The sequence below is a fragment of the Streptomyces sp. NBC_00557 genome (assembly GCF_036345995.1).
GTDB lineage: Bacteria > Actinomycetota > Actinomycetes > Streptomycetales > Streptomycetaceae > Streptomyces.
Genome location: NZ_CP107796.1, coordinates 7,760,274 through 7,773,033, shown reverse-complemented (window position 1 = coordinate 7,773,033; position 12,760 = coordinate 7,760,274). Strand labels below are relative to the sequence as shown.

The window sequence follows — 12,760 nt, the reverse complement described above, 5'->3', positions numbered from 1 at the left end:
GGGAGAGTCATCCCTTCGAGGGCTGGAGAAGTTCGACGTTGCCGTCGAACTGCCAAAGTGGGTTCGGTGCGTCGCCGGTCGGGGTCCGCACCAGGAAGTAGCCGTTCACTTCCTTCGGTCCGTCGCCGTCGGCGACGAACCGCCCGTCTGAGGTGACGTCGAGTTGGTAGACGGCCGTCCCGGTGGCCTCGACGCCGGGCAGATGCCAGGACACGACGCAGCGCCAGTCGTTGCCGGGGCCCTCGGCGGCGACCCGCACGCTGCCCTTGTCGCACGAGGCCGTGGTCTTCAGCTGCGCTTCCGTGACATCGGGACGGTGGAGCTGCTCGGTCTGCAGGCGGTACAGGTGGGCGAACTCGGTGGCGAGCGAGCGCTGCACCTTGTCCTGCGAGATGCCCGAGCCGGTGGCCCCGGTCGCCGGGGCGAGGACGGCGACGGTGACGCCGGTCAGTGCCAGCAGCGGCAGGAGGCCGGCGGTGACCGCGCGGAGTCCCAGGCCGTCGGCGGTCACGTGCGTGAAGTCCCGCCGGAGGAACAGCAGATACGCCAGCGTTGTCGCCACCACGGCCCACAGCAGGCCGACCCCCACCCCGATCAGGAGCGGGCCGAGCTGTGCGGGGCTGGTGAACAGGCCGTTCCAGGCGATGAAGGCGTAGCCGGGCAGGGCGAGGCGTACCGCGACCGGGAGCGGCAGCATCTGGGCGAGCTGCATCGCGAGCGCGACGACCGCGGGCAGCAGCAGCCCCATCGGGGACCGCCCCAGCACGATGGAGCCGAGGAGCCCGATCGCGGCGAGGGCCAGGGTGGGGGCGAGGACGCACAGCCAGGCGAGGGCGACCTTGCCGGCCGCGTCCGAGGGCGTCAGCTGGTGGCCGTCGAGGCCGACCAGCGGCCGGCTGCCGACGGTCACGAGGCCGCCGGCCGCGCTGGAGCAGGCCAGCCCGGCCACGAGCAGCACGATGACGGTGAGCCCGGCCAACGCCTTCGCCGCGAAGATCCGCCGGGGCGAGCGGACCGCCACGAGCAGGTGCCGCCAGGTGCCGAGCCGGTCCTCGGAGGCGAACACGTCACCGGCGACCACCGAGGTCAGCAGCGGCAGCGCCCAGGTGCCCGAGAAGCCGAGCATCACCAGCGGCCCGGCCCATCCGGTGGTGAGCATCCAGCGGCCGAAGAGGGTGTCCGAGGGGAGCGTGCTCTGCTGGCTCACCGCCGCGACGAAGAGCCCCGGCGCGACCCAGCAGGCGAGCACCAGCAGACGGATCCGCCATTGGGAGACGAGCTTCACCAGTTCGAAGCGGTAGCCCCGGGCAACCGAGACACGTGCGGGAGCGGTGGTCCGGTCGGGGGCGGGTGCGGGTGCGGTCGCGGTCATCGGCCGGCCTCCTGCTGCTGGGCGTGGGTGTGCTGGGCCGAAGCGCCGGCTTCCTGCCGCGGTACGGCGGCGGAGACGGGCCGGCTCGTGAGGGGCTCCGGCTGCCCGGCACCGGAATCCGCCCTTTCCCCGCCCTCCCCCTGATGCTCCGTCAGGGCGAGGAAGGCCGCCTCCAGCGGGGAGACCACCGGGGCGAGTTCGCGCAGGGCGATGCCCGCCCGGACGAGCCGCACCACGAGCGCGTCGAGGTCCGGCACCAGGGCGCGTACGACGAGCAGTTCCTCGCCGCCAGGGCGCCCCTCCTCGACGAGGTGGACCCCGGGCGTGTCGGCGGCGATGCGGCGGGCGCCCTGCGGGTCGGAGGCGATCAGCCGGTAGTCGAGTTCCCGGCTCTCGGCGGCCAGTTTGCGCACGGGTCCGGAGAACACGACCCGTCCGGTGGCGAGGATGGTGACGTCGGAGCACAGCGCCTCGAGGTCGTCCATGCGGTGGCTGGAGAGCACGACACCGGTTCCCTCCGCCGCCAGCCGGGTGAGGACGCCGTGGACGTGCTTCTTGCCCGCCGGGTCGAGGCCGTTGGACGGCTCGTCGAGCACGAGCAGCCGGGGCCTGGTGAGCAGGGCGGCGGCGAGCCCGAGCCGCTGCCGCATGCCGAGGGAGAAGCCGCGGACGCGGTCGTCGGCGACATCGGTGAGTCCGACCTGGCCGATGACGTCGTCGATGCCGGCCGTGCGCACGTCGCCGCCGCGCAGGGCGGCGAGCGCGGCGAGGTTCTGCCGGGCGGTCAGCGACGGGTAGAGGCCGGGGCCGTCGACGAACCCGGCGACCCCGTCGGGAGCGGCGTACGTCCTGCCCACCGGCGTGCCGAGGATCTCCAGACGGCCGCTGTCGGCCACGGCGAGCCCGAGCAGGAGCCCGAGAAGCGTCGTCTTGCCGGCGCCGTTCGGGCCGACCAGGCCGTGGATCCGTCCCTGCGCCACATCCAGATCGATCCCGTCGAGAGCGACGACATCACCGAAGCACTTGGTGATCCCGCGAGCCCGGACGGCGAGGAGTGAGTCCATGAGCCCCTTCTTTCGCAAGCCTCATGGACCCTAGGGAGAGCACACCGTACGCACAGGAAGCGTCAGTTGAACGCTCACGGAACGCAAGACAACAGCCGTCCGTCGGTCCCGGACGGCAAGGCCGCCGCAGCCCCTGCGGCTCCCGGGCCCCGTGACGTGCCGTCAACCGCAGGTCAGAAGACGGCACGCACCTCCCCCACCTCCTCCCCGCGGCCCAGCACCGGCGCGCGGCCGACGCGCTCCAGGACGGGCGCCGTGACCCCCGTCAGTCGCAAGGCGCGGGCCAGCACGGGGCCGAGGGCCCGGACTCCCCCGTCCTCGATCTTGAGGGCCAGGGCACGCCCGTCGGGCAGGGCGAGGCCCTGTACGGCTTCGGCGCCCACCTTCGCCAGGACGCCCGGTATCTCCCGCATGAGCCAGGTGTCGTGGCGGTGGGTGCCCGCGACGTACTCGGGGTGGGCGCGCATGGCGTCGGCGACCCGCTGTTCGGGGCTGCCGGGGGCGGCGAGGACGAGGGAGCGGAAGGCGCGGGCGAGGCCGGTCAGGCTGATCGCCATCAGCGGCGCACCGCAGCCGTCCACGCCGACGGCGGCCACCGGTTCGCCGGCCGCCTCCTCCACGGCCGTGCGGATGACGCGCTGGAGGGGATGCTCCGGGTCGAGGTAGGACTCCAGCGGCCAGGTGCGCAGTGCGGCGGCGGCCAGCATCGCCGTGTGCTTGCCGGAGCAGTTCATGGCCACTCGGTCGCGCCGGCCGCCGGCCGCGAGGTAGGCCTCCTGCTCCTGCTGGTCCAGGGGGAGGGCGGGCGGGCACTGGAGGTGATCGGGGGTGAGCCCGTGCTCCTTCAGCATCGTGCGCACGAGGTCGCGGTGGAACGGTTCGCCGGAGTGGCTCGCGGCGGCCAGGGCCAGCCGCTCGCCCGCGAGGTCGAGGCCGGCCCGCAGCATGCCCGCCGCCTGCATCGGCTTGTTGGCGGAGCGCGGGAAGACGGGGGAGGTGACATCGCCGATCGCCCACTCCACCGACCCGTCCGCGGCGAGCGCCACCACGCTGCCCCGGTGGCGCCCTTCGACGAATCCGGAGCGGACGACCTCGGCGAGGACCGGGGCGGTCGGCGTGCTCGCGGCGGGTGTCGTGGCGGGCTGAGGCATCGGCGGGTCACCTTCCTGACGGAACCAGGGGCCTGACGGGGCGACCCTCCCGGCCGGTCCCGGGATCGCCGGGCACGCGGCCGGATGAGCGGGTCGCTGCGCACGCTACCCGGGGCCGGGCCTCGCTCGGCAAGCAGGCCCGACCGCCCGGTCGTTCACAACCATGAACATTGCACACATGGGTGTACGCGGGGGCGGCCGCCGTGCCAGACTCCCTCAACGTCCCTGCAGCACCGCTGACTTGGAGGCGTCCATGAGCGTTCCCCGGCGCACCGTGCTCACCGTGGCGGCCGGTGCCACGGCCACCGCCGTCGCACCCGCACAGACAGCTCAGGCGTCCGGCGACCCGGTCCCGGCGCCGACCGTGCGAGCACTGCGTGCGGCCGCCGACTACGCGGTGGAGAAACTGCGCGCCGTCGCGCCGGGGGTGACGGACTTTCCCGTCGGCACGAAGGCCGAGAAGTGGGTCTACTCGCAGGACGGTGACTGGGTCGGAGGGTTCTGGCCGGGGACCCTCTGGATGGCGTACCTCCACAGCGGGGACGGCATGTTCCGGACGCTGGCCCTCGACTCCGCCCGCCGGCTCGCCCCGCGCCGGTACGACACCACCACCCACGACCTCGGATTCCTGTTCTCTCCGTCCTGGGTCACCGCATGGCGGCTGACCGGCGACGACTACTGGCGCGCTGGCGCGATCGAGGCGGCCGGGTCGCTCATCCGGCGCTACAACCCCCGCGGCCGCTTCATCCGGGCCTGGGGAGCGCTGAACGACCCGGTCGACGCGGGCCGGGTCATCATGGACACCATCATGAACCTCGACCTGCTGGCGTTCGCCGGCCGGCAGACGGGAGACGACAGGTATCTTCACATCGCCGTGGAGCACGCCAGGACGGCGCAACGGGTCTTTCCCCGCCCGGACGGCTCGACACCCCACGTCTTCGACTTCGACCCCGGCACCGGCGCCCCGATCGGCCCCGGCACGGTCCAGGGGTACAGCCCGGATTCCTGCTGGTCCCGCGGACAGGCCTGGGGCGTCTACGGGTTCACCACGATGTACCGCCGGACCGGAGACCGGCAGTTCCTGAGCACGGCGTGCAGACTCGCCGACTTCGCGGTGGGAGCGCTGACCCCGGACCACGTCCCCGTGTGGGACTACCGCGCGCCCCAGGCGCCGTACGACGTCAAGGACGCCTCGGCCGGCGCGGTCATGGCCTGCGGGCTGCTCGACCTGTCCGCCGCGACCGGCCGGCCCGGCTACCGGCAGGTGGCGCTGCGGATCCTCACCGCGCTGGCGCAGACCTGCCTGACCCGGAACTCCACCCGCGCGCAGGCGATAGTCGCCCGCTGCACCCGCAACCGGCCGGCCGAGGACGGAGTCGAGATATCCCTCCCCTACGCCGACTACTACCTGCTGGAAGGCATCCTGCGCGTGCTGCGGCCGCGGGACGTCGACCGGGCCATCGACCTGTCGACGGTCTGAGGCCGGTCACCCGGCTCACTCCCCCGCCGGCAGGGACAGGCCGTAGGTTGGGGCCGTGAGCGACGACTGGCGTGACGATCGGATCGGGGCTGCTCTGCGGGGTGAGAACCCCACGGTGCTGCGGCGGCTGGAGGCGGGCTTCGCGGTGATCGGGGATGTGCAGTTCCTGCCCGGCTACTCGGTCCTGCTGGCGGACGAGCCGGGTGTGGAGCGGCTGTCCGACCTGCCGAGGGCGAGGCGGCTGGCGTTCCTGTCCGACATGGACCGGCTCGGCGAGGCCGTGGAACGGGCCTGCCGGCGCCTGGATCCCGCCTTCCGCCGGGTGAACCTGGAGATCCTCGGCAACACGGACCCGTTCCTGCACGCCCACGTCTGGCCCCGGTTCGAGTGGGAGCCGTCCGAGCTGGTGGGCAAGCCGGTGTGGCTGTACCCGCCGGAGCGGTGGCGTGACGAGCGGTTCGCACTCGGTCCGGAGCACGACGCGCTGCGGGACGCGATCGCAGGCGAACTGGACCTGGCGGCCTCGGCCGCCTGACGCACGTGTGCGCCGCAGCGCGTCGCGTTCCCACCCTGACCTCCTTTGGGAGCACCGGTGCGGGAATGTCCGTGTTACACCCCTGTGACAGCGAACGGACGATTCGAAGATCCGGATCTGTCAGGCTCGGCCTGGAACAGAGCGGCAGACCATCGCGTGGCCTTCAGCGACCAGGGCGCCGACCATGCGGCTCTGACACAGACGCAACGACCCGACCAGTCGACGTTCCTGGGGGAATGCACTCATGACCACCCGCACCCGCACCGTGGCGGCCGCCATCGCCGTGGCCGCCGCCGTCACCGGTTCCGCGCTGCTGGGCGTCTCCGGCGCCGCCTCGGCCGCCACCGGCGCCGCGCACGGCACCCTCACCATCAGCAACGGCACCCGGTATGTGCTGATCAACGGCCACAAGGTCGACTTCAAGGTGCCCGTCCGCGACCTCGCCTGGTCCCCGGACGGCAAGAAGGCCGCCTTCGTGGACGGCTCCGGCAACCTGGACACCGCCAACCCCGACGGCAGCGGGCGTGTGGTGGTCGCGAAGAACCCCGGCGACCAGAACTGGTCCCACCCGACCTGGCAGGTCGCCGCCAAGGACACCCGGGACCACATCCCCGCCAAGGACAACCTCATCTTCGCCGCCCGCGCCAAGGGCGTCTCCCGGCTGAAGTACGTGTCCGCCAAGGCGGTTCACGGCACGCCGAAGACCCTGCCGCTGAACGGTTCCCCCGACCCGGACGGCGCGGTCCCGCAGACCGGCAACGTCTGGCCGAACGCGGCCGGCCACTACGGCACCTCGGTGTACGCCAACGCCGACACCGGCGCCGTCTACATCCGCGACGACTATCTGCGCCAGCAGGGCGGCAAGCTCGCCAAGGGCTCCCAGCCGGCCCTGTCCCCGAACGAGGAGGAGGTCGTCTTCGTGCGCTCGGTCGCCGGACACGACCACGTGCTCGTCGAGGACTTCCTGCACGGCAACCGCGTCAAGGACCTCACCCCGCACGCCACGACCGACTACACCGAGCCCGCCTGGTCCCCCGACGGCAAGACCCTCGCGGTGCGCACCCCGTCCGGGACGGTGACCCTGCCGGCCGACGGCTCGGGGCATCCGACGAAGGTCACCTCGACGGTCGGCCTGGCCGCGTACCGCCCCTGACCTGATGTCAGGCGACGGGCCGGGCGCGTCCAGGGCGCGGAGTGCGGGTCACTTCGCGGTCCGGGCGAGCTCGGCCCGCAGTTCGTCCAGGTGGGCGTCGGCGGTGTCGTGCGGCAGGAACTCGACCACGTCGAGGAACCGGAAGAGCACCCGGGTCTCGGTGACGGCGTACTCGTACTCGCCGAAGCCCACCACCGCGCCCATCGTGCCCCGCACCGCGCCCCGCACCACATGCGCGGTCAGGTCGTCCGGCTCCGCCGCCGACATGCCGCGCCGGGCGTTGGGCCGGGCCAGATACGGGCACACCATCGACGCGTACAGCATGCAGGCGCGGTGCCCCGGCCCCTCGAGGGTCGGCGCGAGATTGCGGTAGGGCCGCCCCGCGGCCAGCGCCTCGCCGATCGCCGCGCTCTCCGCGGCCCCCACCACCCGCCACACCGGCCCCTGGGGCATGCCCTGGTTGCACACCGAGCACAGGCGCTTGCGGGCGCATGCGGCGCTGCGTTCGTAGTCGGTGAGAGCGAACTGGGGCTCCTCCCCTTCCCAGGGGGTGATGGCGGGCACCGGATATCCGCGGGTGTCACGGGGCCGTGCCGCGACCGCCGCCGGCATGGGAACGCTCTCGAATCGCACAGGCCATGCCTACCAGCAGCAGCGGCTTGCGGCCAAGGCCGGGCGGGCGGGTGACCGGCCGGCAGCGGACGCGGCCCCGCGAGGACAGGCCTGGTCGACCCTCGGAACGGACCTGGCCGACGACCTCCCCACCGGGCCCGGCCCCGTCCCGACACCCCGGCAGCCGCCGCTCGACCCCGAACCGGGCGCGGTTCTCGGGGGCTTGCGGCCAAGGCCGGGCGGGCGAGCGGTGACCGGCCGGCAGCGGACGCGGCCCCGCGAGGACAGGCCTGGTCGGCCCTCGGCACGGACCTGGCCGACGACCTCCCCACCGGGCCCGGCCCCGTCCCGACACCCCGGCAGCCGCCGCTCGACCCTGAACCCGCCGCGGTTCTCGGGGGCTTGCGGCCCGCGGCGAGGGGCCCCGTCACCCAGTCACCAGTCCGCCGGCCTCGGCACCTGGCACCGGAAGTCCAGCGCGACGGCGTGGCAGGCGCTGCCCGGCGTCCGGTACGGCGCCGCCGGCCTGCCCGGGCCGCCCCCGGCCTGTACCGACGCGGGGCCGGCCGAGACCGTGCGGGACGAGGCCGTGGCGTACGCGCAGGGACCCGGCAGGCCGGCGGCCGGGCCGGACTCCGCGTCTGGCCGGGCGCCTTCCACGGCCAGGCCACCACCGCTCCCGCGGCGGCCCTCAGCGCAGGCGCCCGCGACGCCCGCACCCGCCGGCCGCCGCGCGTCCCCGCGCGGACGTGACGACGCCGTAGGTGACGAGGCCGTAGGCGAGGTGGGGCAGCGCGTCCGCGGTCCAGTCGGCGGGCGACCAGGTGCGGGGGTCGCTGACGTCCAGGGCCGCTATCGGCGCGTCGGTCAGCGTCATGGCCAGCGCTCCGGTCAGCACCCCGCCGAGGCAGGGGTGCGGGCGCAGACCGGCGCGGTGGAGCAGGGACACGGCGACGCCGGTCCCGACTGCGACGGCGATGCCCGCCAGCGCCCCCAGTCCGGAGAGCCGGTTGTCCCGTTCCTCCCCGTCCGGGACCCGGAGTCCCGCCCTGGTGGTGATCTTGTCCACCACGGCCTGCGGCGCGCCGCTCGACGGACGGCCACGCAGCGCCATGTCCAGATAGCCGACGGCGTTCAGCGCGGTGGTGCCGGCGGCCCCTGCCACACAGCCGCGCGCGAGGCTTCGGAACATGCCGCTCCGGGTCCCCGTCCGCGCCCTGCGCCAAACGGTGCCGCCTGCGCGAGTGCCGTCACCCCGGGATGAAGCGGACCGGCGTGCCCGCGGTGGCCTGCGCGGCCGCGGAAAGGGCGTCCTCGGGCACGACCCCGATCACCGGATAGCCCCCCGTGGTGGGGTGGTCGTGCAGGAACACCACCGGGCGCCCGTCCGGAGGGACCTGTACGGCGCCGAGCACCATCCCCTCGCTGGGCAGCTCGCCGGTCGAGACGCGTTCCAGCGACGGTCCTTCGGTGCGCAGGCCGATGCGGTTGCTGTGCTGCGACACGCGGTAGGCCGCCGAGGTGAGGGTGCGCAGTGCGGCGGGGGCGAACCAGTCGGCGCGCGGCCCGAGCGTGAGCGGCAGGGTCAGTTCGGTGGGCGGCGCGGGCCAGGGGGCGCTGTCGGGAAGCGCGGGCAGCGGGGCGGGGGCGCCCAGCGGGAGGACGTCGCCGTCGCGCAGGGGGGCCGGGCCGAGTCCGGAGAGCAGGTCCGTCGAGCGGCTGCCGAGGACCGGTTCGACGGCGATGCCGCCGGCGACGGCGACGTACGCGCGCACTCCCGCGGTCACCCCGCCCACGTTCAGCACGGCGCCCGCGGGCACCCGTACGGGCACACCCCAGGCCACCGGCCGGCGCTCGACCGTCACCGGGCAGGGCGCGCCGCCCACGACGACGGTGAGGGCGCGGTCGGGGCGCAGGGCGCAGCCGGTCAGGGTGGTCTCCAGGACGGCGGCGTCGGGGTGGTTGCCGAGGAGCCGGTTGGCCAGTCGCATGGCGGGGGCGTCCAGGGCGCCGGAGCGGGGGACGCCCAGGTGGGCGTGGCCGCGCCGGCCGCCGTCCTGGACGGTGGTCAGGGCGCCGGAGCGTACGACGGTGAGCTCGGCGGTCATGGTGTGCCGCCCTCTGCCGTGAACCGCACCCGGGTGCCCGGCGTGAGCAGGGCCGGTTCCTCGCGGCCGAGGTCCCACAGCGGGGCCGGGTCCGGCATGGTGCCGATGAGCTGCCAGCCGCCGGGGGTGGCGCGCGGGTAGACGGCGCTGTAGGGGCCGGCGAGGGCGACCGCGCCGGCCGGGACCCGGGTGCGGGGGGTCTCGCGGCGCGGCACGTGCAGCTCGGGGGGCAGGCCGGTGAGGTAGCCGAAGCCGGGGGCGAAGCCGCAGAAGGCGACGCGGTAGGTGTACGAGGAGTGCCGGGCGGCGACCTCGTCGGCTCCGACGCCCCACAGGTCGGCCACGCGCGCCAGGTCGGGGCCGTCGTAGCGCACGGGGATCTCCACGAGTCCTCCGGTGTCGGCGGGGCGGGCGGGCACGTCCCATGCGGCGATCCGGCGGGCCAGTTCGCCGGGGCGGGCGACGCCGTCCAGCAGGACGGTCCGTGCGCCGGGCACGATCTCCTCGACCGGGGGCAGGGTTCCCGCCGCGCGGCGCCGCAGCAGCTCGGCGTGGAAGGCCGCGGTGCGCTCGGCGTCCGGCAGCTCGACGAGCAGTGCGTGCCGTCCGGCGGGGCGCACGTCCAGGGACCGGGTGTCCGTCATGCGAACGCCCCGACCTCGACCCCGGCCGCCTCGAGGGCCTCGCGCACCCGCGCCGCGATCCTGGCGGCGCCCGGGGTGTCGCCGTGGACGCACAGGGAGCGGGCGGCCACCGGGACCGTCGTACCGTCCGCGGCCTCGACCGCGCCGTCCACGGCGAAGGCGAGCGCGCGCCGGATCACCGCGTCCTCGTCGGTCACCACGGCGCCCGGTTCGCGGCGCGGCACGAGGGTGCCGGCGGGGGTGTAGGCGCGGTCCGCGAAGGCCTCCGGTACGGCGGTCAGGCCGGCCTCCTGCGCGGCGGCCAGCAGGCGCGAGCCGGGCAGGCCGAGCACCGGCAGGGCCCCGCCCGCGAGCCGGACGCCGGCCACGACGGCCGCGGCCTGCTCGGCGTCGTGCACGGTGCGGTTGTAGAGCGCGCCGTGCGGCTTGACGTAGACCACGTCGGCGCCGGCGGCCTGGGCGAAGACCCGCAGCGCGCCGATCTGGTAGGCGACCTCGGCGGCCAGCTCCTCGCCGGGCACGTCCATGGCGCGGCGGCCGAACCCGGCCAGGTCGCGGTAGGAGACCTGGGCGCCGATCCGGACGCCGCGCTCGGCGGCCAGGCCGCAGACGCGGCGCATCACGGAGGGGTCGCCGGCGTGGAAGCCGCAGGCGACGTTGGCGCTGGTCACGACGGAGAGCAGGGCGTCGTCGTCGGTGAGGGTCCAGCGGCCGAAGCCCTCACCGAGGTCCGCGTTGAGGTCGATCACATTCCGAACCTAATCGATTGTTGAACGATCCGACAAGAGATGCATTTACCGAACGCCCCCTTGTTCGATCGTTGAACGATCCCCTAGGGTCCCTGCATCCCCCACGGGTCCGGGGTCCCGGATCCGTGCCGCCCGGGCGTCGCGCCCGCACAACCCCAAAGGCCACCGCATGATCGTTCTCCTCGGCGTCGTCGTGGTGATCCTCGGATTCGTCACGCGCCGCAATCCCGTCCTCGTGGTGGGCGTCGCCGGTGTCTTCACCGGGCTGATCGGCGGAATGAACCCGCTGGAGGTCCTGGCGGCCTTCGGCCGGTCCTTCGCCGACAGCCGCTCGGTCACCGTCTTCGCCGTCGCCCTGCCCGTGATCGGTCTGCTCGAGCGCTACGGCCTGCGGGAACAGGCCCGCAGGCTCATCGCCCGGCTCGGCGCTCTGAGCACCGGCCGGTTCCTCACCGTCTATCTGCTGGTCCGTCAGGTCACCGCGGCGTTCGGCCTGACCAGCATGTGCGGGCCGGCGCAGACGGTGCGGCCGCTCGTCGCGCCCATGGCCGAGGCCGCCGCCGAGCGCTCGGCGGGTGCGGCGCTGCCCGAGCGGCTGCGGGAGAAGGTGCGGTCCTACTCCGCGTCCGCCGACACCGTCGGCGTGTTCTTCGGCGAGGACTGCTTCGTCGCAATCGGCTCGATCCTGCTGATCACCGGATTCGTCAACTCGACGTACCACCAGAACCTGGAGCCGACCCAGCTGGCCCTGTGGGCGGTCCCGGTCGCCGTCTGCGCCTTCCTGGTCCACGGCGCCCGGCTGCTGCTCCTGGACCGCCAGTTGCAGCGCGAGATGGCGCTCGCCGCCGCCGAACACGACCTGCCGCTGCCGAAGGAGAGCAACAAGTGATCAAGGTCGAATGGCTGTACTGGCTGGTGGGTCTCGTCTTCGTCGCGATGGCCGTGCAGATGGCGGCCGACCGCAGCAACCCCAAGCGGTGGACCTCCGCCGCGTTCTGGGGCCTGCTCGGGCTGACCTTCCCCTACGGCACCGGGGTCGCCAACGCCACCGCGAAGAACGGCGGCTGGACCCTGCCCGCCGAACCGCTCGGCGCCGCGGTCCTCGCCCTCATCGTGCTCGCCGGCTTCAACTTCCTCGGCAAGGGCGTCCCCGTCACCAGCACCGCCGAGGAGCGCAAGGCCTCCGCCACCCGGCTCGGCAGCCGCATCTTCGTCCCCGCCCTGACGATCCCGCTCGTCGCCATCGTCTGCGCCTCGGTCCTCGACGGCTCGGGCCTGTTCGAGACCGGCAAGGCCACCCTGATCGGACTCGGCATCGGCTGCCTCGTCGCCCTCGGCGTCGGCATGCTGGTCACCGGCGAACGCAAGCCGTCCGTGCCGCTGCACTCCGGGCGTTCCATGCTGGAGGCGATGGGCTCGGCCCTGCTGCTGCCCCAGCTCCTCGCCGTACTCGGCTCGATCTTCGCGCTCGCGGGCGTCGGCACCCAGGTCGGCAGACTCGTGCACGACGTCCTGCCGGACCACTCGAAGTACCTCGCCGTCCTCGCCTACTGCGTCGGCATGTTCCTGTTCACCGTGATCATGGGCAACGCCTTCGCCGCGTTCCCGGTGATGACCGCGGCGATCGGCTGGCCCGTCCTCGTCCAGCAGATGCACGGCGACCCGCCGGCCGTCCTCGCCGTCGGCATGCTGGCCGGCTTCTGCGGCACGCTGTGCACGCCGATGGCCGCCAACTTCAACATCGTCCCGGCGACCCTGCTGGAGCTGAAGGACCAGTACGGCCCCATCAAGGCGCAGATCCCGACGGCCCTTCCGCTGCTGGTCTGCTGCACGGCGCTCATGGCGTTCTTCGCGTTCTGACCGGTCCGGCCACCGCACCCGAGGAGGGAAGT

13 protein-coding genes are annotated in these 12,760 nt (G+C 74.0%); 5 read left to right on the top strand and 8 right to left on the bottom strand.

Annotated features, from left to right (window positions below):
• Positions 1-7 precede the first annotated feature (7 nt).
• The 3 genes from OG956_RS34555 to OG956_RS34545 all read right to left on the bottom strand — a co-directional run bounded on the left by OG956_RS34555 (position 8) and on the right by OG956_RS34545 (position 3,587).
• Positions 8-1,372, bottom strand: a complete 1,365-nt coding sequence (locus OG956_RS34555; RefSeq protein ID WP_330341956.1) for an ABC transporter permease — start codon at positions 1,370-1,372, stop codon at positions 8-10.
• Positions 1,369-2,436 (bottom strand): ABC transporter ATP-binding protein, encoded by a 1,068-nt coding sequence (locus tag OG956_RS34550; RefSeq protein ID WP_330341955.1) that lies wholly within the window; start codon positions 2,434-2,436, stop codon positions 1,369-1,371. The genes OG956_RS34555 and OG956_RS34550 overlap by 4 nt, the downstream gene beginning before the upstream one ends.
• Positions 2,437-2,609: 173 nt before the next feature.
• Positions 2,610-3,587, bottom strand: coding sequence for an asparaginase (locus tag OG956_RS34545; protein WP_330341954.1), 978 nt, complete (start codon positions 3,585-3,587; stop codon positions 2,610-2,612).
• 253 nt (positions 3,588-3,840) lie between these two features.
• Between OG956_RS34545 and OG956_RS34540 the strand changes: the two genes are divergently transcribed.
• From OG956_RS34540 to OG956_RS34530, 3 genes are all read left to right on the top strand, one after another.
• Entirely contained in the window at positions 3,841-5,067 is a 1,227-nt protein-coding gene (locus tag OG956_RS34540) for a glucuronyl hydrolase (protein WP_330341953.1), read from the top strand.
• Between the two features lie 55 nt (positions 5,068-5,122).
• A complete protein-coding gene (locus OG956_RS34535; RefSeq protein ID WP_330341952.1) occupies positions 5,123-5,602 on the top strand; it encodes an HIT family protein in 480 nt (159 codons plus the stop codon).
• A gap of 244 nt (positions 5,603-5,846) precedes the next feature.
• The gene (locus tag OG956_RS34530) at positions 5,847-6,755 is read left to right on the top strand and encodes a hypothetical protein (RefSeq protein WP_330341951.1); all 909 of its coding nucleotides are present in this window, start codon (positions 5,847-5,849) and stop codon (positions 6,753-6,755) included.
• Between the two features lie 48 nt (positions 6,756-6,803).
• On the opposite strand, the gene OG956_RS34525 is transcribed toward OG956_RS34530, so the two are convergent.
• The 5 genes from OG956_RS34525 to OG956_RS34505 form a co-directional block, all read right to left on the bottom strand.
• The gene (locus tag OG956_RS34525; protein WP_330341950.1) at positions 6,804-7,388 is read right to left on the bottom strand and encodes a hypothetical protein; all 585 of its coding nucleotides are present in this window, start codon (positions 7,386-7,388) and stop codon (positions 6,804-6,806) included.
• Between the two features lie 670 nt (positions 7,389-8,058).
• Positions 8,059-8,559 carry a hypothetical protein gene (locus OG956_RS34520; protein ID WP_330341949.1) on the bottom strand — a complete coding sequence of 167 codons (501 nt, stop codon included), beginning with the start codon at positions 8,557-8,559 and terminating at the stop codon, positions 8,059-8,061.
• Between the two features lie 58 nt (positions 8,560-8,617).
• Complete coding sequence (locus OG956_RS34515; protein WP_330341948.1) at positions 8,618-9,475, bottom strand: biotin-dependent carboxyltransferase family protein; 858 nt, start codon at positions 9,473-9,475, stop codon at positions 8,618-8,620.
• Positions 9,472-10,119: a 5-oxoprolinase subunit B family protein gene (locus OG956_RS34510; RefSeq protein WP_330341947.1), complete on the bottom strand. Its 648-nt coding sequence runs from the start codon at positions 10,117-10,119 to the stop codon at positions 9,472-9,474. The genes OG956_RS34515 and OG956_RS34510 overlap by 4 nt, the downstream gene beginning before the upstream one ends.
• Complete coding sequence (locus OG956_RS34505; protein ID WP_330341946.1) at positions 10,116-10,868, bottom strand: LamB/YcsF family protein; 753 nt, start codon at positions 10,866-10,868, stop codon at positions 10,116-10,118. Before OG956_RS34505 ends, OG956_RS34510 begins: the two co-directional genes overlap by 4 nt.
• Positions 10,869-11,037: 169 nt before the next feature.
• On the opposite strand from OG956_RS34505, the gene OG956_RS34500 reads away from it, so the two are divergent.
• Both OG956_RS34500 and OG956_RS34495 read left to right on the top strand, forming a co-directional pair.
• Entirely contained in the window at positions 11,038-11,757 is a 720-nt protein-coding gene (locus OG956_RS34500; RefSeq protein ID WP_330341945.1) for a DUF969 domain-containing protein, read from the top strand.
• On the top strand, positions 11,754-12,728 hold the full coding sequence (locus OG956_RS34495; protein WP_330341944.1) for a DUF979 domain-containing protein: 975 nt from the start codon (positions 11,754-11,756) through the stop codon (positions 12,726-12,728). Before OG956_RS34500 ends, OG956_RS34495 begins: the two co-directional genes overlap by 4 nt.
• Positions 12,729-12,760: the final 32 nt, after the last annotated feature.

Excerpts from the sequence above, each read along its gene's own strand:
- OG956_RS34555 (WP_330341956.1), bottom strand. The coding sequence starts at position 1,372 with ATGACCGCGACCGCACCCGCACCCGCCCCCGACCGGACCACCGCTCCC.
- OG956_RS34550 (WP_330341955.1), bottom strand. The coding sequence starts at position 2,436 with ATGGACTCACTCCTCGCCGTCCGGGCTCGCGGGATCACCAAGTGCTTC.
- OG956_RS34545 (WP_330341954.1), bottom strand. The coding sequence starts at position 3,587 with ATGCCTCAGCCCGCCACGACACCCGCCGCGAGCACGCCGACCGCCCCG.
- OG956_RS34540 (WP_330341953.1), top strand. The coding sequence starts at position 3,841 with ATGAGCGTTCCCCGGCGCACCGTGCTCACCGTGGCGGCCGGTGCCACG.
- OG956_RS34530 (WP_330341951.1), top strand. The coding sequence starts at position 5,847 with ATGACCACCCGCACCCGCACCGTGGCGGCCGCCATCGCCGTGGCCGCC.
- OG956_RS34520 (WP_330341949.1), bottom strand. The coding sequence starts at position 8,559 with ATGTTCCGAAGCCTCGCGCGCGGCTGTGTGGCAGGGGCCGCCGGCACC.
- OG956_RS34515 (WP_330341948.1), bottom strand. The coding sequence starts at position 9,475 with ATGACCGCCGAGCTCACCGTCGTACGCTCCGGCGCCCTGACCACCGTC.
- OG956_RS34510 (WP_330341947.1), bottom strand. The coding sequence starts at position 10,119 with ATGACGGACACCCGGTCCCTGGACGTGCGCCCCGCCGGACGGCACGCA.
- OG956_RS34500 (WP_330341945.1), top strand. The coding sequence starts at position 11,038 with ATGATCGTTCTCCTCGGCGTCGTCGTGGTGATCCTCGGATTCGTCACG.